At 41.0% G+C, this 22,805-nt stretch carries 14 protein-coding genes; 11 read left to right on the top strand and 3 right to left on the bottom strand.

The window, feature by feature from the left end:
- Window positions 1–3,039 (top strand): beta strand repeat-containing protein (locus tag IQ274_RS11465; protein ID WP_322745224.1); only part of this gene is annotated, 3,039 nt, incomplete at its 5' end.
- A 226-nt stretch (window positions 3,040–3,265) separates the two neighbouring features.
- On the top strand, window positions 3,266–3,841 hold the full coding sequence (gene cysC / locus IQ274_RS11470) for an adenylyl-sulfate kinase (RefSeq protein ID WP_194142342.1): 576 nt from the start codon (window positions 3,266–3,268) through the stop codon (window positions 3,839–3,841).
- 262 nt (window positions 3,842–4,103) lie between these two features.
- Here cysC and IQ274_RS11475 read toward each other — a convergent pair whose 3' ends face one another.
- Both IQ274_RS11475 and IQ274_RS11480 read right to left on the bottom strand, forming a co-directional pair.
- A complete protein-coding gene (locus IQ274_RS11475) occupies window positions 4,104–4,409 on the bottom strand; it encodes a hypothetical protein (RefSeq protein WP_194142429.1) in 306 nt (101 codons plus the stop codon).
- A 90-nt stretch (window positions 4,410–4,499) separates the two neighbouring features.
- Complete coding sequence (locus IQ274_RS11480; protein ID WP_163927619.1) at window positions 4,500–4,808, bottom strand: hypothetical protein; 309 nt, start codon at window positions 4,806–4,808, stop codon at window positions 4,500–4,502.
- A gap of 399 nt (window positions 4,809–5,207) precedes the next feature.
- On the opposite strand from IQ274_RS11480, the gene IQ274_RS11485 reads away from it, so the two are divergent.
- The 3 genes from IQ274_RS11485 to IQ274_RS11495 all read left to right on the top strand — a co-directional run bounded on the left by IQ274_RS11485 (window position 5,208) and on the right by IQ274_RS11495 (window position 7,488).
- Complete coding sequence (locus IQ274_RS11485; protein WP_322745225.1) at window positions 5,208–6,011, top strand: chemotaxis protein CheB; 804 nt, start codon at window positions 5,208–5,210, stop codon at window positions 6,009–6,011.
- A gap of 160 nt (window positions 6,012–6,171) precedes the next feature.
- Window positions 6,172–6,396: a hypothetical protein gene (locus IQ274_RS11490; RefSeq protein ID WP_194142343.1), complete on the top strand. Its 225-nt coding sequence runs from the start codon at window positions 6,172–6,174 to the stop codon at window positions 6,394–6,396.
- 378 nt (window positions 6,397–6,774) lie between these two features.
- Window positions 6,775–7,488, top strand: coding sequence for a Crp/Fnr family transcriptional regulator (locus tag IQ274_RS11495; protein ID WP_194142344.1), 714 nt, complete (start codon window positions 6,775–6,777; stop codon window positions 7,486–7,488).
- 245 nt (window positions 7,489–7,733) lie between these two features.
- On the opposite strand, the gene IQ274_RS36465 is transcribed toward IQ274_RS11495, so the two are convergent.
- On the bottom strand, window positions 7,734–7,889 hold the full coding sequence (locus tag IQ274_RS36465) for a Uma2 family endonuclease (RefSeq protein ID WP_265578534.1): 156 nt from the start codon (window positions 7,887–7,889) through the stop codon (window positions 7,734–7,736).
- Window positions 7,890–7,950: 61 nt separating this feature from the next.
- Here IQ274_RS36465 and IQ274_RS11505 point away from each other — a divergent pair, with 61 nt between their 5' ends.
- From IQ274_RS11505 to IQ274_RS11530, 6 genes are all read left to right on the top strand, one after another.
- A complete protein-coding gene (locus tag IQ274_RS11505) occupies window positions 7,951–8,178 on the top strand; it encodes a hypothetical protein (RefSeq protein ID WP_194142345.1) in 228 nt (75 codons plus the stop codon).
- Between the two features lie 110 nt (window positions 8,179–8,288).
- Window positions 8,289–8,570: a pentapeptide repeat-containing protein gene (locus IQ274_RS11510; protein WP_163927647.1), complete on the top strand. Its 282-nt coding sequence runs from the start codon at window positions 8,289–8,291 to the stop codon at window positions 8,568–8,570.
- A 300-nt stretch (window positions 8,571–8,870) separates the two neighbouring features.
- Complete coding sequence (locus tag IQ274_RS11515) at window positions 8,871–9,035, top strand: hypothetical protein (RefSeq protein WP_194142346.1); 165 nt, start codon at window positions 8,871–8,873, stop codon at window positions 9,033–9,035.
- A gap of 788 nt (window positions 9,036–9,823) precedes the next feature.
- The gene (locus IQ274_RS11520; RefSeq protein WP_194142347.1) at window positions 9,824–11,575 is read left to right on the top strand and encodes a fatty acyl-AMP ligase; all 1,752 of its coding nucleotides are present in this window, start codon (window positions 9,824–9,826) and stop codon (window positions 11,573–11,575) included.
- Between the two features lie 126 nt (window positions 11,576–11,701).
- Window positions 11,702–17,356: a type I polyketide synthase gene (locus tag IQ274_RS11525; protein ID WP_194142348.1), complete on the top strand. Its 5,655-nt coding sequence runs from the start codon at window positions 11,702–11,704 to the stop codon at window positions 17,354–17,356.
- Window positions 17,357–17,598: 242 nt separating this feature from the next.
- Window positions 17,599–22,797 carry an SDR family NAD(P)-dependent oxidoreductase gene (locus IQ274_RS11530; protein ID WP_194142349.1) on the top strand — a complete coding sequence of 1,733 codons (5,199 nt, stop codon included), beginning with the start codon at window positions 17,599–17,601 and terminating at the stop codon, window positions 22,795–22,797.
- The last annotated feature ends 8 nt before the right edge of the window (window positions 22,798–22,805 follow it).

A 22,805-nucleotide genomic window follows, 5' to 3' on the forward strand; every position in this document is an offset into this window, starting at 1 on the left:
GGCGGCAGCGGTCCTAGATTGAGCGGCGGCGGCGGTGCTGGATTGGGGGGCGGCATCTTCGTCCGCAGTGGCTCTTTAACCCTCAGCAATACCACCTTTACCGACAACACGGCTACAGGTGGCATGGGGGTTAATTCAGGACAAGGCTTGGGTGGGGCAATTTTCATCATGCAATCTACTACCAATACCAACGGCAATAACCAAGGAATGCCCACCGTCCTAGCTACCGTTACTCCTATAGATAATCTTTCCTTCAGTGGCAACAGTGCGGCTAACGATGCTGGAACTACCACCAATAACGATGATACCTACGGCATCGGTTTCAGTACGGTAGTGACCAACACCAACGATTCGGGAGAAGGTTCATTACGACAAGCGATTCTCGATGCCAATGCCCTGGCAGGCGCGGATACGATTACTTTTGAGGGCAGCGTCTTCACCGATGCTACACCCGATACCATTACCCTGACTTCTGGGCAATTAGTTATTACTGATGCCTTGACTATTAATGGACTAGGGGCAAGTAACCTCAGTATCAGCGGTAATAATGCCTCTGCTGTTTTTAAAGTGGATGATGGCAATAGTAGCAATCAAATTGATGTAGCAATTAATGGACTAACGATTACGGCTGGAAAAGATAATAGTGCTAGTGGTGGTATCTTTAACGTAGAAAACCTGATGCTATCCAACGACACCATCTCTAGCAATATTGGAAGGTTCGGCGGCATTTATAACGAAGGTACTCTCAGCCTAACGGGAAGCACTGTCTCTAACAATACTGGAGATATAGGCGGCATCATCAACTTTGGGACTTTGAGCTTAACTAACAGCACTGTCTCTGGCAATACTGGGGTAAGATACGGTGGCATTTCTAACCAAGGTACTCTCCTCAGCGTAACGGGAAGCACTGTCTCTAACAATACTACGACTAGTGGGGGGGGCGCTGCTGGCATCGGCCAGTTATTCGGCACACTCAATCTAATCAACAGCACCGTATCTGGCAATACGTCAGCAGGAAATAGCGGTGGTCTAGTAACCTTTGGTATAGCAAACCTGACCAACAGCACGATCTCTGGTAATAAGGCGGCAGAAAACGGCGGCGGTATCTTAAACATAGGTACGCTGAACCTGAACAACAGCACTATTACCAATAACACTGCTGACTCCGACAACAATGGCAGTGGTAATGGCGGCGGTATATCCAGACTAGCAGGCACCGTCACCGCCCAAAACACCATCATCGCCGGCAACTTCGATTCTGGTAACGAAGCCCCTGATATTTCGGGTGCAGTCACAGGCAATGGCAACAACCTCATCGGTAGCTTGACTGGCGCATCTGGCAGCATCGGCACTGGTAGCGATATCACCTTTGCCTCGGCTGGCATTACCAATATTAACCAAGTCATCGCCTCTCTCGCCGACAACGGCGGTGCCACTTTCACTCACGCTATAGTTTCCGGTTCGGCTGCCATCAACGCGGGAGACAATACCCTCATCCCTGTGGGTGTCACCACAGACCAACGGGGTATCACTCGCACCATTGGCGGTAGTGTGGATATTGGCGCTTATGAATCACCTTTCATCCCCCCTGTTGCCGCCAACGATACTGCCACAAGTAATGAAAATACCCTCGTCAACATCAACGTCTTGGTAAATGACACCGATGCTAATGGCGACAGCCTGAGTGTGATTAAAGTTAATGGCAACAGCGTCACAGTAAGTACACCAATTACCCTAGCTTCCGGTGCTACCGTGTCTCTCAAAACCGATGGTACTTTGGACTACAACCCCAACGGTCAATTTGAGTCCTTGGGTGTGGGTGCTACTCAGGGCGATAGTTTCACTTACACAGTCAGCGATAATGGTAATGGTGGCACTAGCACAGCCATAGTTAACCTGACCATCAACGGTGTTAATGATGCCCCAACAGGTTCACCCACTGCGACGTTAAGCAACACACCAGAAGATACAGCCATTAATATTACTGCGGCTGACTTATTGGCAGGTTTTACGGATGTAGATACTAGTGATACCCTTTCAGTTGCCAACTTAACTGCGACTAATGGTGCATTGGTAAATAACAATAATGGGACTTATACCTTCACCCCAACTGCCAACTTTAATGGTGCAGTTAATCTGACTTACGATGTGACTGATGGCACAGCAACCTTAACTGGACAAACCCGCAGTTTCTCTGTCACCCCCGTTAACGATGCCCCTGTTGCTGTTGATGACAGTGCTTCCACATTCTTTGGTACTACTGTCAACATCGCAGTTAGTAGCCTACTAGCAAATGATAGCGATGTTGATAGCACCGGACTCAGTATCACTGGTGTTAACGGTGCCACCAACGGTACTGCCGTCCTGAACAATAACGGCACAGCCAGCAACACAGCAGATGATTTCGTTTCCTTTACTCCAAATCTTCAGTTGTTTGGTTATCGCAGCTTTAATTACACCCTCAGCGATGGTAGCCTCACTGATACTGCTACTGTTACTGTAGCTGTCGGTCTTATCAATAATGGCACTAATTTCGCAGATAGTCTGATTGGCAGCATTGGTAACGACATCATCAACGGTGGTAATGGCAACGATACCATCTTTGGCGGCGCAGGTGACGATAGCCTGTTTGGTGAGAATGGTAACGATGTCTTGTATGGCGATGGGCTGATGGATGGCGGCGCGGGTAACGATACCCTCAACGGTGGTAATGGCGATGATACCCTTTACGGTGGTGGCGGTAGCGATCGCCTTTACGGTGGTAATGGCAACGATCTCCTCTATGGTGGTCTTAGCAGCGATACCCTTACTGGTAACAATGGTAATGATACATTTGCCTTTGCTGCTGGAGAAGGGACTGATACCATTACTGATTTCTCTGACGGTAATGATTTGATTGGACTGTATGGTGGTTTAAGCTTTGGGCAACTGAGTTTCTCAGCTAGCAATATTAAAGTGACTTCCACGAATGAAATTTTGGCGACGCTGACTGGTATTAATACGACGACGCTGACTGCTGCTGATTTCGTAACGCTTTAATTATCTCGATTCATGCAACGCTGACTTTAGTTGCATCAAACAAGCAATGTTGATGCATCAAAGTTGCTCTTTGATGCATCGACTTGCACCTTTGATGCATTGGCTTGCATCTTTTGTACAAGCGTCATAACCTTAAAAAGTCATAGCAATTTACGAATGATATCAAGTGCGTAGGCGTAGCCCGTCGTAGACATCGCACTTTTCGCTCTTATAAACAAAGCAAATTATGCATCATCAAGGTCTAATTCTTTGGCTGACAGGGTTAAGTGGGGCAGGTAAAACAACGATCGCCTTATCTGTTGCCCAAGAATTGCGATCGCGCAATTACCAAGTAGAATTACTTGATGGTGATGTCGTTCGCACCCATTTATCTCAGGGACTTGGATTTAGTAGACAAGACAGAGATATCAATGTCCGGCGCATTGGTTTTGTGGCCAACTTACTCAGTCGCAATGGGATAGTAGCGATCGTTGCCGCCATCAGTCCCTATCGTCAAGTTCGAGAGGAACTCAAAAAGACTTCTACCAACTTTATCGAAATTTACGTTCATGCTCCTATAGCCGTTTGTGAATCCCGTGATGTTAAAGGACTTTATGCATTAGCTAGAGCCGGACAAATTCAACATTTTACTGGGATCTCCGACCCCTACGAAGAACCAATAAATCCAGAGATTATCTGTCAAACCGATCGATTTACTGTTGAACAATGTGTTAACCAAGTGCTTCACTATTTAGAAACTCAAGGTTTGATTATCCTGAGCGGTCAAGTCGCTTCGCTCCAATTAAAAATTAAAAATTATTAATTAAAAATTGAAGAAACAAATCTTAATTTTACATTTTTAATTTCCGCAGGGTGGGGGCTTGTACCCAAAATTAATTAAAAATTATTATTTCTTTCAATTTTTAATCTTTAATTTTTAATTTTTAATTAAAACTGGTCAGCTACTTAAAAGTGACGGACTTTTGGTCAATGTTGAGATTTAGAGAAGATTGAAATAACATGGCACCATTGTGCGATCGCACGACTCGAGCATTTTCAAGTTGTGGACGGGTACAGAATCTTTGCTACTCTTGCCACTTCACAAGCACCCCTTCCACCGCAACTAACCCCCACTGCGGAAACTTCGCCAAAAGCTTTTTGCTCACAATCTGCAAAGTCGGATCATCATTCCAGCACGAAAGCAAGTACTCGAAGCCCGGATTCTCGCCCGAATTCGCCGCAACCTTGAGTTTCTGCATACGCTCCGGCCGCGCATTTGCCCTTGCAACAATTGCCTCATGCGACCATTTTTCAGTAACGGGCGCGGCGGAACTTTGACCCTCATGAGCCGCTTTGACTTCTACACCCGAAACTGAATTTTCAACTAACAACGAAGTGGGATTACCCTGTTCTCAATACTTTTCGGTTAAGGGGGAAAGGGGAAAGGGAAAAGGTTTGAATTTCCCTTTCCCTATTACCCTTTAACCTTTCCCCAGAGCAAAAGAGAGATTATTGGGTTTAACCGAAAAGTATTGACCCTGTTCTACCTGCTCCTGAATTTGATTAGCGATCGCTTCCTTGGAAGAAAATTCATTTTGGGCAACGGACGCGGCGGAATCAGTGCCTTCATAACAGTCTTTTTGCTCAACACCACAATCTTGGTTTTCAGCCAACAACGGAGCCCACAACATATCTTCTATGGGAATAATCAGATGAAGCCTTTTATACGGGGATTCCTTCTTGCTAGCAGCAGACTTTTTGAGCTTAGAACGAGTAATAGTTGCAGTCATTCTATAATCTCCTGTTTATATTGACGCACGGAAATTCTCCCCACTGTGATGCGGGGCTTAGTACTTGTATTCGCTTGTATAAAAAGTTACTGGTATTTCCCCACTGTTGCGAAGGACATTGTTCTACGGCGTGTTCCAAATCTTGGATCATATTTTTGTGGAAATGGCTTTCCAAGGTTTATATTTTTTCAATCGCAGAAAATAATTGTGCGTGATTTTAAAACCTTTTTAGAGACGCAAATTGCATTTTGTGCTATTCCTCTAAAGTCTTATTCCTCAAATGAAATATAAATCCTCTCAAAGCTAGGTGAGCAAATTCTTTGGCTGCGTTATTTTCGGTACTAGCAGTAAATGTGCTTTTGTTGCCCATACTGCTATGCTAATGAAATCCTTACATTAATGCTTGAACATAATATTATTGTCATTGGAACATCAGCCGGTGGAGTTGAGGCGCTGACTTATCTAGTCAAGAATTTGCCGCCCGATCTCAATGCTGCTGTGATTATAGTTCTTCATGTATCCAGTCATGGCACAAGTGTTCTGCCAAAAATATTAAGTCGCGCTAGTAACTTGCCAGTGTCTCACGCTCAGGACGGCGAAGCTATTGTTCATGGTTGGATTTATGTGGCTCCCCCTGACTACCACTTACTGGTAGAACGAGGATATTTGCGTTTGACGCGGGGGCCAAAAGAAAACCGTTGTCGTCCCGCAATCGATCCATTGTTTCGCAGTGCAGCACGAGCCTATGGGCAACGAGTGATTGCTGTGCTACTAACAGGTGTGCTTGACGACGGCACGGCGGGGCTAATGGCTGTAAAAATGCGGCGCGGCGTGGCAATTGTCCAAAATCCTGATAATGCTTTGTATGCTGCTATGCCACGTAATGCGATCGAAAATGTAGAGGATATTGACCATATCGTGCCACTTTCAGATATTCCTTCTATTTTGGTAGCTTTAGTTAATATAGCAATGGAAATAGAACCAGAAAACCCCATACCTAGCAAGATGGAGTTTGAAACTGAAATAGCGCAATTGAATTTAGAAGCGATAGAAAACGAAAGCACTCGACCTGGTAAACCATCAACCTTTGGCTGTCCTGAGTGTGGCGGTATCCTCTGGGAAGTCGAAGAGAGAAATTTGTTGCGCTTCCGGTGCCGCACGGGTCAAGTCGCTTCGCTCCAATTAAAAATTAAAAATTATTAATTAAAAATTGAAGAAGCAAATCTTAATTTTGCATTTTTAATTCCCGCCCAACGGGGCTTATAACCAAAATTAATTAATTAAAAATTATTATTTCTTCCAATTTTTAATCTTTAATTTTTAATTTTTAATTAAAACTGGTCATGCTTATTCAGCAGAAACTTTGCTAGCCACTCAGTCTGATGCCATAGAGGATGCACTATGGATCGCTTTGAGGGCATTGGAAGAGAAAGCTTCTTTATCACATCGTATGGCTGCAAGGATGCAGGCTCGTAAGCAAACCTTGGCGGCACAAAGATTGAAGGAAGAGGCGCAGTCTGCTCTTGAGCGCTCCGCCATTATTCGGGAAGTGCTTTTGAAAGACAATACAAACACAAATGTTGATTGACTGGAAGAGGCAGGGGGAAAGGGTTTAAATCCCAAACCCAGTTCTTTTTCCCCTTTCCTCAGTCCTCACAAGCGCATTTTTGGGTTGACAGACTACTAGGTGTACAAACTTTATTGAAAAGCTTTGAGAAATGCCGCTTAACTTATAAGCTCCGGGGTGCGAAACAGACTCGACTTCTAATGTGGGATGTGCTTAATATAGAAATGTACATAAAGCAAAAACTTATCGCATCTGTCTAAGCAGACGCTCTCTTTGTAAGTTGTAAAGCTTGCAACGCTAAAAGATATTTACCTTTTGACATATTGGGACTAGTTTAAGACGACTCTCAAGCTGCCATCAGTTGCTTTTCCAAGCATGATTGTCGACTAGAAGGTTCCAATGCCTGTATCTAACCAACCTGATCGACCAACAACAAATCAGCTACTCTTAGCTCTTTCTGAACCAGAGTATCAACGTCTAGTTCCCCACCTAGAGCAAGTAAATCTTGAAGTGAAGCAAGTCCTCTACGAAACAGACAAACCAATTACATACGTCTATTTTCCACATCAATCAATGGTTTCTTTGGTGTGTAAGTCAGATGGCTCGATCGTCGAAGCTGGTATAGTGAGCAATGAGGGCATGGTAGGTATTTCGGTAATTTTGGGCAGCAACACTACAACCACAACCGCGCTTGTACAGATTGCAGGCAGTGGTATGAGGATGAAGAGTGAGGATCTAGTTGCCGAGTTCAACCGGGGCGGAAAGCTTCAAAGTTTGTTATTGCGTTATACACAAACGCTGTTCACCCAGGTTACACAAACACTTGCTTGCAACAGCCTCCACACTATAGAAAAGCGACTTGCCCGTTGGCTGCTCTTGGTATCTGATCGTATGCAATCAGATAAATTCATGCTGACTCAGGAATTAATTGCCACAATGTTGGGTTGTCGCCGCACTGGTGTTACGGAGGTAGCAGGCACGCTCAGTCGAGCAGGAATAATTAGCTACAGGCGTGGAAATATTAACATCCTGAATCGGTCAGATTTGGAAAATACATCTTGTCAATGCTATGGCATTACTAAAAACGAGTACAAGCGATTGCTAAGTGTATAGAGTACCCCTGTTAAGGTGTTGTGTGATGAACTAATTTGTAGTTTGGTAAAAAGAAGTGCAAATTTGTTGGGTGGAGAAAAATGTTGCTAGGGCAGGTGTTTGAGCGTTTTGTAAAAGAGAGTCCAGTTATTCAGGTATCCAAACTCTCAAGTCGCTGTTATACAAACGAAAATTGGTGTCTCTAAGCAAAAACCCAAAGTTTATTAAGAAGTTGCTGCGATGTCTCACGACAAGCTGCTTCGCGTCTACGCACTGTGAGATTCCGACCCTCCCGACATAGTAATAATCTCTCCGTTACGGTATTCATGGCGTTCGGGGTTGGTTTCTTCCATAGCCCGATACTCGTCTAACGTCAGGCGAGTTGTTATTACATCACAGGGACTGGTTTGAGCAAAGACCACAATCAACCTTTCAAATAATTAGCTCTAAAACTATTATCTGCAAAGTCAAGAAGAATTGCCAATGAACGGTGGTGGGGGTACGAAGTACGTAATCGGTTACTTGCTGATGTGTTTTATTGCCTTTGGGAAAGGAATTTTAAGAACTCATCGTTTTAGCCAAACTTTGTCCCAAAATCACCTGACTGTACACCCAATCTCTGCATTTAGCCAAACTTGCGATGGCGCGAGCGCCCGCCGGAGGCGAGATCGCACAAGAACAGCAAAAGCCGACTCAATATTCTGCTTGTAGGTGATCACAGTAAGCACAAGCGCACTAGTCCAGAAATCTTGTGTTACAGTCCGTAAAAGCTCATACTGAAGCTGTATGTAACATAACCCCTCGCTTTTATAATCCTAGCCATGCCCCAAGACTTCTCTCACCAGAATCTCAGAGGTCGTTTGTTCAAGGGTCAAGACCTTGCAGGGGCAAACTTTAGCGGCGCAGATATCCGAAGTACAGATTTTACTGGTGCAAACCTAATAGGCGCAAACTTTAGTCATGCCAAAGCTGGGCTGGAAAAGCGTTGGAGTATTTACTTACCGATTGCCTTATTCTTGTTTGTGGGACTATTAGGGGTTTTTTCATATATAACTAATTATGGTTACGGTGATCATGTAGATTTCTCCCATACTACTCTCTGAATGGAGTTTCACGGCTACAAAGCCCACGGTTGAATTAGAGTCGATGACAACCCACACCTTCATGTCTGCTGTAGTACAGGCGGACTCGACAGCATTAAGGTGGCTTACACGCCAACCATCAGGGTAGAATGAACGGTACACGTCAATATCCATTGCTTTTTGAATCGAATCAAAGACCAGACTCCATATCCGAAGTGAAAGACTTTTGATGGTATGAAGTTGGCTATCTTCGTATGATTCAATTCGCATAAAGGTATCATGTAGTTATATTATGTTACATAAATACTACTAACTAATCTTTTGTTTTTTTGGTATGGGGAGTACACCGTCAATATTGGCCACCTGAAGCCACTGAATTACCTGGAGTCGAAATGTCAGCAGATGCAGTTAATTAGCGATCGCATTCATATCTCGGCTCAATACCAAGTTGTATCTCTATATGATGAAATATCACCCCAGATATAGCTGGCTGAAAAGATTGCTGTATAAATCTTTCAGCCTTAGCAATTGTCTTGTGATGTCAAGTGGTTCTTACAAAAGTCAGTAGGCTAAAAAGTCTTGGAAGTTGATCAAAGAATAAGGTTTTCAGTCGATGTTGCTGTTTCTAGGGTGATCGCGTAACATAGACTTTTAGCGATGTTTGTCCCTAATTACGGTCGATTCGCTCAATTTTGTTGATGATTCAGATTTATAAAGGCACAAACACTTATTATCTATCCCCTAAAAGTTTCAACTCAAGTTGAAGAAATAAATGTAAGCATCTTCACTAGCTTGTCAGTGCTACGATAAGCTGATTATTTTGCAAACTGCATCTACTAGTAAGACAATGAAAAAACGAAAAGATGAAAGATAAACAGAACAACCTGAAGGATATCAATTTTCTCACTGAACTTACTCCTAGTGAGGGGGTGAAATAAGCAGTGATGCAGAAAGTTACGTTAAAGAATTGATCACCATGAATAAGAACTGTACCAATCTAAGTTCTGAAATTTCAGAATCTTAAACCCTTGCTGTACCGTACTCGTTTACTGTACCAAAGAGATTATAGTTTTATGCATAATTGTCTCTGAAATAAATGACTAATAATTAGTACTTGATTACTGGGATAGCCATATTGGTTACAACAGTTCTTAGGTTTTAATCAATTCTTCATAGTGACTGGGCTAAGAAACTAATTCTTAGTTCACAGATTTGTATGCCCAATGGCAAAAAGCAATTAATCATTCTACAAACTAAATGAGGCATTTCAAGTTATGACTGAAAGAATTATCAATGCAGCTACCAAATTTTCAAACTATGTAGAAATTTTAAATGTCAGAGCATCTTTACAAACAAATGATACAGCATTCGTCTTTATTAATTCACCAGAATCAAAGCTGGAAGTAACTTTTGGACAGTTGCACACAAAAGCAGCAGCCATAGCTGCAGAATTGCAAAAATACAATCCTGATGGAGAAAGGGCGCTATTGTTATATCGTCCGGGAATTGATTTTATCGTTGCCTTTTTTAGCTGTTTATATGCCAAGGTAATTCCAGTACCTGTGCATCCTGTACGTAATCAAAGAGAAATTTCTCGCCTCAGTGGAATTGTAGAAAATGCACAAATTAAATTTGTACTAACAACTGATGACTCTATTGTTGATTTTCAGAAGATCTACAGCGAAATTCCCTATATCAATAATGCACGGTGGATAGCTACAAACTCCCAACTAGAAGCAGCTAGTCGTGACTGGAAAATGCCAGCTATTCAAGGCACTGATATTGCGTTTTTACAATACACCTCCGGCTCTACAGGACAACCAAAAGGTGTGATGGTGACGCACAGTAATCTCATTCATAATCAGCAAGCCATTAAACAAGGATTTCAACATTCCCAAGAAACCATATTTGTTGGCTGGCTGCCGCTATATCATGATATGGGTTTAATTGGTAATGTTCTCCAACCCCTATATCTAGGAATTAAATCTGTACTCTTCCCTCCCGTCAGTTTTTTACAGTCGCCTGCAATTTGGTTGAAAACCATCTCAGAATATCGGGCTACTACTAGCGGTGGTCCCAACTTTGCTTATGAATTGTGTGTGAATAAAATCACCGATGAAGAAATTAAAGATATCGATTTATCTAGTTGGAAAATTGCATTTAATGGTGCTGAACCTGTAAAAGCTAATGTAATTGAAAGCTTTATTAATAGATTTAAAAAATATGGCTTCAAAGCGGAAGTTTTTTATCCTTGTTATGGTATGGCTGAAACTACTCTGTTTGTTTCTGGTGGAAATCCCCAAGACAAACCTGTGTTGCTTCCAGTAGATGAGCAAGAACTAGAAAATCATCGCATCAAGGTTGTAGATAACGACACCAAAAAGGTTTTAATTGGGTGTGGGAATGTTCATGGTGAGCATGATGTTCGCATCGTGAACCCAGAAACTCATACGCTTTGTAGTCTTGAGGAGATTGGCGAAATTTGGATTGCTGGGGGTTCAGTTGCAGCCGGATATTGGAACGTAAACCAACAAACTCAAGAAACTTTTCAAGCTTATCTCACCACAGGAGAAGGTCCTTATCTGCGGACTGGAGACTTTGGCTTTTTTGTAGAAAGGGAATTGTTTATTACAGGTCGATTGAAGGATTTGATTATTATTCGGGGATTGAATCATTATCCTGATGATATAGAAAACACTGTTGAGAAAAGTAATATTGCAATCCGTCCAGGGGGAACAGCAGCGTTTACAGTTGATGTCAATGGGGATGCAAATGCAAAGTTGGTTGTGGTCTGTGAAATCAAAAAAGATATGCTCAACAAGGTTGACTATAGCCAACTATTAGCAATCGTGAGAAAAAATATCTCTGATGTTCACGGGTTGAGGTTGCATGATTTGGTGTTAATTATGCCTGGAACTCTGCCAAAAACTTCCAGTGGGAAGAAACGCAGAAGACATTGTACAACTCTATATTCACAAAATGGTTTCCGCGAGGCTGTTGCTAGACAAGTAGTTGCAGTTAAGTAGCTAGAAAGTAGGTTGGGTTGATACAAGGAAACCTAACAAATACCTTGTCGTTAGTGTTGGGTTTCACTGCATTCTACCTAACTTACAGATGATTTCTAAAATTTATTATTGACAGCAATATCTACAATGAATAATATCTCTCAAATTGAGGCTCGGTTACAAAATAAAATTGCAGCAATTCTAGAAATACCTCCTGAAGAAGTCTATTTATCTTTTTCACCTAGTGAATTGGGATTTGATTCTTTAAATTATGTGGAATTAACTACTTTTCTGGAAGGTGAATTTAAAATTCCTGTAACTCCTGATATGCTGTATGAATGTCATACAATTACTACTTTGGCAGAGTTGATTCAGCAGAATCTAGAGCCAAGTTTAGAAACTAGCACTAAAGAGGAAAGTGCTGTTGCTGTAATTGCAGAGGAGACATTAACTTTAGCCAATGTTTTGGAATATGAATCTTCCCCTCAAGATATTGCAATTATCGGTATTGGTGTATCATTACCGCAAGCTAAAACCTTAGAAGAATTTTGGCAGTTATTGACAGCAGATAAAGTTAACATTACTGATTTTCCGGCTCAACGTTTACCCCAAAAGACAGAGCAAACAAATCTCTTACAATCTCCAGAACTTTCTCCTTTCCTCAAAGGTGGATTTATAGCAGATGTCAAGTGTTTTGATGCTTGTTTCTTTGGCATTTCTCCACGGGAAGCCCAATTAATGGACCCGCAGCAACGCATATTTATCCAATGTGTGTGGCACGCTCTTGAGAATGCTGGATATCGCGCTTCGGAGTTATCGGGTTCTAAGACGGCAGTATTTGTTGGTGCTTCTAGCTTTGATTATTATGAGATGTTGTGTCAGCAGGAAAACTCCGTAGAACCCCACCTGGGTACGGGTGTGAGTCATGCTGTACTGGCTAATAGAATTTCTCACCTGTTGAACTTGAAGGGGCCTAGTGAAGCAATTGATACAGCTTGCTCAAGTTCATTGGTAGCGATAAATCGGGCTGTGGAATTATTACGGTCAGAAAAATGTGATTTAGCGATCGCAGGTGGTGTTAATGTTATCACTTCTTTGACATCCTATATAGTCTTTTCTAAGGCGGGGATGTTAAGTAAAACAGGTGAATGCAGCCCTTTTGATGAACGCGCCAATGGTTATGTCAGAGGTGAAGGTGCAGGGGTACTGTTATTAAAACCGTTGGCGAAAGCTGAACGCGATGGTGATTATATCTATGCTGTTATCAAAGGTGCGGCAGTGGGACACGGCGGCCATACCAATTCCTTGACTGCACCGGCTCCTGAAGCTCAAGCAGAGACGATTTTAGCAGCTTATGCCGATGCCCAAGTTAGCCCTGCTACCCTTGGTTATATTGAAGCACACGGTACTGGTACAACCTTGGGCGACCCGATAGAAATTAACGGACTGAAGAAGGTTTTTGCCACTGTTGAGACTACCCAAGATTGTTATATAGGTTCTGTCAAGAGTAACATCGGACATTTAGAAGCCGCAGCCGGGGTGGCAGGAATATTAAAAACTATCTTAGCGTTGCAAAAAGGTGTAATTCCTGCCAATGCAAACTTTACCAATCTGAATAAGTATATCCGTCTGGATAATTCTCCGTTGCAGATTGCCGCAAAACAAGTTAATTGGGAGCGCCAAACAACCGCTACAGGCAAAGAACAGCCACGTCGAGCCGGGGTGAGTTCCTTTGGTTTTGGCGGTATGAATGCTCATGTAGTTTTAGAAGAATATTTAGCGCGTCCTCGACACATCTCTACATCAAATTCGTCTAAGCCGCAGTTAGTTGTATTGTCTGCCAAATCAAAAGAAAGACTAATTGTCTACGCTCAAAGCATAGCTGTATTTTTGTCACAACAAAATAGCTTCTCCTTAGCAGATATAGCTTACACCTTACAAAAAGGCAGGGAAGCTATGGAGTATCGTCTGACTATTGTGGCAAACACACTTGAGGAATTGGGTGATTCTCTGCAAAACTTTATCAATGGGAAGCTAGAAGACATTAAGACTTTTGTGGGTGATTCTAGTCATCGCCAAGCCTATGAAGAGCTATTTGAGAGTCTGCAAGAACTAGAAGAGCATTTGCGATCGCTAGCTCAAAAACCAGCATATTCTAAGTTGGCTAAGTTGTGGGTGGGAGGATTAAATATCGATTGGGCTAAGGTATTGCCTAGAGATTATTCCCCTGCCATTGTTCCCTTACCTGGATACCCATTTAGCCTTGATAAGTATTGGCTTCCTGAAACAAACACCGCACCAGCTACGACTATCAAAGTACCTGCAAAAGAACACATCAGCCTGCTTGTACCACAATGGCAGCGTCAAGCATTACCCAAGGATGCCCAGGTTGTTTTACAAGGTACAATCATTGTTTTAGCTAGTGATGATACCAAACCTCTGATTGATACTCTGCAAGCACAGCATCATCATGCGGCTTTTATAGTGGTGGAGAATTTAGAAAACTCCTCTCCTTTTAGGGGAGAGGCTTTGAATTTTCCCCCTTCCCTACAAGGGAAGGGGGTTACGGGGTTAGGTCAAGAGAACAATGTTCCAGATGACGTGAAAAGTCATACCTACACACAAATCACACCCCAGTATTATCAATTCTGCTTTGATAATACCGACCACAGAGCTAGATTTAACAATGAGATATCATCCTCAGATATCACAGGCATTCTTGATTTAACCGCCAATAGTCAGTCTATTTTAGGCAACATTGCCTTACTGCAATCTTTATTAAACACCCGCAAACCACTGCGTTTACTACAAGTCACCCAAGGGTTACAAAACATTAACGGGACATCAGCTAACCTGCGTGGTGCGGAACTGACGGGGTTATTTAAGATGTTGGGCGCAGAATATAACTCTTGTTATGCCAAGACCATTGATTTAGACCCCAACAACTCAGATTTAGCAGCTTTAAGTCAAATTATTGCCCAAGAGTATCAGGACTACGATCAGTTTACCGAAATTTGTCACCGAGATGGCGATCGCTTTGTCTCTACCCTCGCACCTCTAAACTATAAACCCAGCCAGTCGCAGAAATTACCACAGGGAATGGTTGTGATTACTGGCGGTACAGGTGGTATAGGTAATGAAGTTGCTCAACATTTGGCGCGTCAAGGTTATAAAACCCTAGTTTTAATGGGTAAAACTACATTACCCCCCAGAACAGAATGGGAAGAAGTCATCGCAGTACCGAATGCAAACCCCGCAATTGCTAGCAAAATTACCAACATTCTCAACCTAGAAAAACAAGGCGTAACCGTAGAACTCTATACTGGCGAATTAACAGATTATGCTGCCCTAGAAGTCTATTTCCAAAATATTCGCCGTCAATATGGACGAATTACTCAAGTATTCCACTGTGCAGGCTGTGTTTCCTCAGAATCACCAGCTTTCCTGCATAAAACCTTAGACAGCATTGTTTCTGTATTGTCTCCCAAAACTACTGCCCTGGAAGTTTTACACCGCATCTTTGAGCATGACAATTTAGAAGCATTCGTCTTGTTCTCATCCCTGTCGAGTGTTGTACCTAAGCTAGCTGTAGGTATTAGTGATTACGCAACAGCTAACGCCTATATGAATTACTTCGCTGCTTACCAAGTAGCTCAAGGTAATACCTACTACCGCGCTATTCAGTGGTCAAACTGGAAAGAAGTCGGAATGGGACAGCTAACTAGTCAGCCAATGACCAAAATAGGACTTGTACCTTTGTCAACAGCCGTAGGTTTGCAGTCCTTAGATACTATCTTGGCTTTACCCCCGCAAATCCACACTGTAGCGTGTCTGGCTAGTCAAGAACAATTAAATATATCAGAATTGCCCCTAGTTGCAAAGGAACAGACTACGCCGAAAATCCAACCAGTATCATTACCAAAACAAAACTTTCCCACTGATAGCAATCACTTGAAGACTTACGTTTTAGAATCATTAAGCCAAATCCTATCCCGTGAACTCCACATTGCCTTAGACCAAATCAAGTATGAAACCTCCTTTGAGGCTTTAGGTGTTGATTCTATCTTCTTAGCTGGTATCGTCAACAAAATCGACCAATGGCTGGGAATGAGATTAGACCCATCACTGTTATTACAGTACGATTCCATATCACGCCTAGCAGAACATCTCATCAGCCATCACCACAACCAATTACAGCAAAAAATACCAGTAACACAACCCCAAATAGTAGAAACTCCACCTGCACCTCTAACCCCTCTCCGTGCCTCTGCGCCTCTGCGTGAGCAAAATCCATCTCAAATCGAAATCGCCGTCATTGGTATTGCCTGCAAATTCCCAGGTGCAGCCAACAAAGAAATTTTTTGGAACAACCTAGTAGCGGGCGTTGACAGCATCCGAGAAGTACCCAACTCACGTTGGGATATCGAACAACATTACACCAGAGAATTGACATCAGGTAAATCAATTAGTAAATGGGGCGGTTTTATTGACGATTTAGAATACATCGACCCCGCCATGTTTGGTGTATCTCAAAATGAAGCAAGTGATGTTGACCCCTTAGTGCGCCTATTTTGTCAAAGCTGCGTGGAAGCGGTGGTAGATTCTGGTCACAATATCAAAGATGTCAACAAACGCAAGGTCGGAGTATTTGTTGGTGCTAGGGTAGCAGGATATGGCGATCGCATTCAAGTCCCCAAAAAATCCAGCGTTGTTGGTGTAGGACAAAACTTTATCGCTTCCCATGTCTCCCATTATCTCAATCTCAAAGGGCCAAGTCTGGTAATTGATACCGCCTGCTCATCTTCTCTCATGGCTATCCATCTCGCCTGTCAAAGTTTACTACAGGGTGAATCAGAAATGGCTTTAGCTGGTGGCGTAGAAGTTCTCTTAGATGAAAAACCATATCTCTTCCTCAGTGCAGCACAGGCTTTATCTCCCGATGGTAAATGTTTTACCTTTGACGAACGCGCCAATGGATTTGTCCCTGGTGAGGGTGCGGGTTGTGTCTTGCTCAAACCTTTAAAACAAGCTTTAGCTGATGGCGACCCCATCTATGCAGTAATTGCCGCTACAGCCGCTAACAACGATGGTCATACAATGGGCATCACTACCCCCAGTGTAGAAGGTCAAGTGGAAGTTATTGAAACAGCACTGGCAAAAGCCAATCTTTCAGCAGAACAAATTAGTTACATCGAAACCCACGGAACTGCAACGATGATTGGCGACCCGATTGAGTTGCGAGCCTTGTCCCAGGTATTTACCGGGGTGGGGACAGAAAATCACTGTGCTGTGGGTAGCGTGAAGACTAATATCGGGCATTTATTAAGCGCGGCTGGGGTGGCTAGCTTCATCAAAGTAGCATTGTCACTGCACAATCAAGTCATCCCCGCATCACTCAACTGTGAACAGGTGAATCCCCGCTTTGACTTTGCCCATTCACCTTTCTATCCAGCCCAAACAACCCAACTCTGGAATCAAGCTAATCCTAAATTTGCTGGTATCAGTTCCTTTGGTTTTGGTGGAACTAATGTACACACCATTCTTTCTGAACCACCAAAATTAGCAGTGAAACCAGGAGCAAAATTACTCAGCAAGGATTTTAATTTTAGTAGCAGCAAAATTCGAGCTTGGTTGCCAGCCGCTCAATCGGCAACTTCTTACACCATGAATGTGGAAAATACTGAACAGTTAGCACAACCCCCTCGGCGTTCCCTGTTGACCTTGGAATTGGAAGAGACTCACCAGCCTTTGCTGATATTGGAAGACATAGTAATCAATGTAGCTAAAAAGGTGATCGTTTAGGTACTTCCAATTAAAAAAATCTCCAATTTGTAAGGTGTGGCACTATCGTCCTAACACACCACCAACCCTCAAAGGATGGCGGATTACACTCCCCCTCTACTCTCGCAATATTTTTTCAAATTAGTATGACTTACGTAGAAATACTGAGTTTAGCCAGATATGCATAAGTTATTCTTTTAAGACTGAATATTAAAGAGCAAATAAAAAATAAAAATATCTTTCCCCTACACCCCTTATCATTTATGCAAACTGCACAAATAATTGGCAAATTTACAATTACAGATAATGATTATTTCGTTCGTGAACACAGAGTTGATGGTATTCATATCATGCCTGGTGTCACATTTATAGACATGATTTTTAAAACTTTAAAAGCCAGGTCTTTTGATATTGAAAATCTAGAATTGCGGAACATGATGTTCCTAGAACCAATTGTGACAACTGCCGATTTTGACCGAAAAGTGGAAATTCACATTTCACCCAATGGAACTGATTGGGGAATTGAAGCCACCAGCACTAAATGGAAAAATGGTGAAGTAAAAGACTCCTCTATTACTAAACATTTAACCTGCCAATTACTGACCAAAGAATTACAAATTAAAAATCTTATAGATATATCAATTCTCAAGCATAAAGCAACTCAAGTTGTCGATTTAGATGCCTGTTATGCCATCACCCGCGAAGTTGGCATTGACCACGATAATTTCATGAAACCTAGCGGCAAAGTTTATGGTAGTCTTTATGGTTGCTTGGCTGAAGTTTCTTTGGGTTCTATCGCCTTGCAGCACAGTGATGATTTCTTGTTCCATCCTGTGTTTCTCGATTGTTCGACTATTGTACCGCTTTTCTATTCAATTCCTTATCAAGCGACAGCCCAACTTTATGTTCCTTTTTATATTGAATCATTTTCTGGTAGACCTTTAACAGGACGCAGTAATTGTTATGTATATGTCGATCACCCTGAGCAACTTGAATTAACCAAAGAAATTGGTTACAGAAGTTTTGCAATTTGCGACGAGTATGGTAATCAACTAGCAACATTCCGTAACTTTGGCATTAAAAGAGTTCATAATATTGAACTTATTAGAAGACTGGCAAACTTAGAACAAAAAACAGAAAATACTATTTTTACTCATCAACAACAAAAAGCATATCAAGTTTTAACAACTCCAGAACCAAGAGTAAAACATGTAGTTGAGTCCATAAAAAAAATAGTTTGCAAATACACCAAACAAAATTTTACAGATGATTTATTAGAAGTATCATTTTTTGAATTAGGATTAGAATCAACTGCTTTATTAGATATTTCTCACGAGCTAGAAAAGCTGTTAAATATTCGCCTTTATCCAACTATGCTGTTTGAGCAGCCTACTGTTTCTAAATTGGCAGAATTTCTATGGTGTGAACATTCTGAAGCAGTACAGAAATATCTTCATATTCAATTAAATACTGTTGATGATACGCCTCAAGAAATTGTCACTACTCCAGAACCGAGTGTGGAATATCTGGTACATTCTATCAAGAAACTAGTTTGTAAATATACTAAGCAAGATTTTACAGATGATTTACCAGAGGTTTCATTCTTTGAATTAGGGTTAGAATCAACGGCTTTATTAGATATCTCCCATGATTTAGAAAAGCTGTTGAATATTCGTCTTTACCCTACGATACTGTTTGAGCAGCCTACTGTTTCTAAATTGGCAGAATTTCTATGGTGTGAACATTCTGAAGCAGTACAGAAATATCTTCGTACTCAATTAAATACTGAATATAACATTGTATCTACAAATTTAAAGCATGCTAATTTACCTTCCAACAAAGTTAAAGAAAATGGACACAGTAAAACAGTAAAACTTGATGATTTATCTTTCACTACAAAAGAAAGTGAACTGATTTTCATTCCTAAATGGCAACCGACAAGTATTTCTATATCCAACCAACAATCATTCAATTATTTAAAGTTTGACCAAACTAAACCAGCTAAAACTCTGATTGTGACATGGGGTGAAAATTTACAAATGTTGCAGTTGTTACTGAATTGGCATGGTTCAAACAATAGCTACATCATTACAGTTGGTAATTTCTATCAAAATTGGCAAAATTGCACTGCTCAAATTAGACATGATCAACCACAAGACTGGGATAAGCTTTTAAAACAATTAACAGATATCTCTCAAGTATATTTCTTGGCTGCACCCCAAAAATCTGAGCAATTATTGAGCCATAACTATGCTTTTCACTTTATCAAATCTATCATCAGAACTGGATTAACTCAACATTCAATTGAGTTTAAAATTATCACATTGAATGCTGTACAAGTTTTCTACGATGAAGAAGTTCAGCCTGATGATAGTGGTCTTTGGGGATTGTGGAAATCTTTTTCTAGAGAGTATAAACACTGCACTATTACTTTCTTGGATTTAGCAGTGTCTGAAATTGAAGATGCCTTAAGAAAAGAGAATACTGTCTGGCTAGAAAATACCTTTAAGAATGAATGTATATCTGGCAATGCTTTTGCAGTCCGTCAACAACAAATATATTGCCAACGCCTCTATAATTTAGCTCCAGTCTTCAGAGAAAGATTATCAAAATTTAAACCCAATGGTACTTATTTAATTATTGGTGGTACAGGTGGATTAGGTCTTGTTTTAAGTGATTATCTGCACGCTCAATATTCAGCTAATATTGCTTTATTAGGTCGTTCGCCAGCAGATGATAATTTATTAGCTAAAATCTCCCATCTAGGAAAATATGGTGAAAATGTAATTTATCTACAAGCTCATTGTGATGATGTCAATGAACTAACTAATGCTATTACTCAAACCAAAGATAAATTTGGCAAAATAGACGGCATCATTCACTCAGCAATGGTACTAGATGATAGCCTGTTGGTGAAGATGTCAGAGACAGATTTTACGGCTGTACTACAACCAAAAGTAGCAGGTGCGATCGCACTTAATCAAGCCACTCTTAACGAAGAACTTGATTTGATCATTTTCTTCTCTTCTCTACAGTCTTTTGTCGGCAATATTGGTCAAAGTAATTATGCCGCCGCTAGCACTTTTCTTGATAGCTATGCTAAATATATGCAACAAACACGAAATTATCCGGTATGTGTAATTAACTGGGGATTTTGGGGTGAAGTAGGTGCTGTAGCTAATGATAAGTATCGAGATTTAATGCTACATCAAGGGATGGACTCAATCAATATTGCAGAGGGAATGGAGGCATTAGAAACAATTCTAGCGATGCAAATTCCTCAAGCTGTAGTCGTGAAAGCTAAAAGAAATATACTGTTACAAATTGGCTTAGATCCTCACTTAATGCTTGAGCAAAGACCAATTACAGAAATACTATCAAATCTTGCACCACTAACTATAGATCATGCGGATTTCTTCACAGCTAATCATCCACCATTACTCAAGTTTAAGCAAGGCTTAGATCAATTAATGGCTGCTGCGGCTAGCAGGTTAGTAGGAATTTTGCAAAATCTGGGTTTATTTAACCACCAAGCAGCATCCTACAGGATTACAGAAGCCATCAAATCAGCCAAAATTATTGATGAACACCATCATGTATTTGCAGAGATTTTCCAATTTCTTGTGCAAGCTGGTTATTTATCACAACAAAATCACTACTTCTCTGCAACAGCAGAAATACAATACCAAGGCGAATATCATACACTGACTGAATTTGAAAATGCTGCTAATCAAATCCTACAAACTCAGCCAGAACTCAAACAATACTATCAGCTACTGCACACTTGCTTAAAGAATTACGAAGATATTTTATTAGGTAAGATTGCAGCTAATAATATTGTCTTTCCTAACTCTAGTTTAGATTTAGTTGAGGGAGTCTACAGTGGTAACTTAGCTTCTGATATTTATAATGAACTTGTTGCTGCGTCCCTTGTTAATCAAATCAAAGCTAAGTTCAACGGTAAATCTCCAGAAAAAATTAAAGTTTTAGAAGTAGGTGCAGGAACAGGTGGGACAACTCGCTATGTAATTAATTCACTAATTGCTCATAATATCGCTGTCGAGTATGTATACACCGATGTTTGGTTTAAACTTTTAGAACATGGCCGAGAAAAATTTGCTAAAACTTACCCTGGAATGCGTTTCTCGGTTTTAGATATTTCCCTAAATCCCGAAAAACAAGGTTGGCAAAAACAATTTGATTTTGTCATTGCTACAAATATCCTGCACGCCACCCCTAATATTCGTGAAAGTCTACGCAACGTTAAGCAATTACTCAAGCCAACAGGTTGCTTAATCTTGAATGAGAGTGTCAAATCACAGAATTTCTCAACTTTAACATTTGGACTACTAAGAGGTTGGTGGAATTCACAAGATAGAGATTTGAGATATCCGGGCTCGCCTCTTTTACAAGAAGAAACTTGGCAGAGATTAATGAGAGAAGAAGGTTTCTTTAATCTGCAATATCTAGTTCCTACCTCTAGCGATAAAGAAGATATTCTCGTGCAGCAGGTGTTTGTAGCTAGAAGTGACGGACAATTCTTGAAAGTATGTAGTAGTCAAGAAATAAAAATAGCAATTACTAGAGAACATGAAATAGTTAACAATAATAACAAAGATGTAATTCATTCCAGTATTCGGGAACATTTACAGCCAATAAATTTACATAACACCTATGGTTGTACTCGGCAAGAATTTGCTTATATTGATACTTGTTTTGATAAAAATAATTGTCTTTGGTTATTTTTAGATTCTGCTAATGGCAATGCTTTATCTATCGAAGTACTGGATGAACTATTAGATATTATTGCGGCTTTATCTAAAGAGAAATCATCGTTAAAGATGCCCAAAATAGTTTATATTTCCCATCATGGTAAGTATTTCTCTCTTGGTGGCGATCGCACTCTCATTTTAGAATATTTAAAACAGCAAAATCCCGCTAAACTGAAAAAATTTGCTGCTAAAGTTCAGCAAGTAATTCACGGATTTGTCTCTTTAAATGCTCTAGTTGTCGCCGTCATAAATGGTGCAGCCCAAGGTGGTGGCTTAGAAATGCTCTTGTGTAGTGATTTTCAGTTTGTTGATACCAACGTCAAGTTAGGTTTACCTGAAGTCAAATCAGGTTTAATTCCTGGTATGGGCGGCATGAGTTTCCTAAAGCAGCAAATAGGATTGCTACAAACTAAGAAATTGGTACTAACTGGAGAGCTAATCAATGCCCAAACAGCTTATGAAATTGGTTTGATTTCTCATGTTAGTGATGACCCATTTATTGAGGCATTCAAGTTTTACAAAACCATCGACAATTTTGACACTGCTATTTATCTGAAAAAGTTTCTTGACCAAGGTAAGAGCCAAGCACTGATTCAAGATATTAACTTTTGGGTGGAATATCTTATCCAAAAAGGTGAATGGGTGAATCAAAAAAGAATATCCGCATCTTTACGGATAGTTAATTCCTAAAAGTTTGT

The sequence above is a fragment of the Nostoc sp. LEGE 12447 genome, from assembly GCF_015206985.1.
GTDB lineage: Bacteria > Cyanobacteriota > Cyanobacteriia > Cyanobacteriales > Nostocaceae > Nostoc.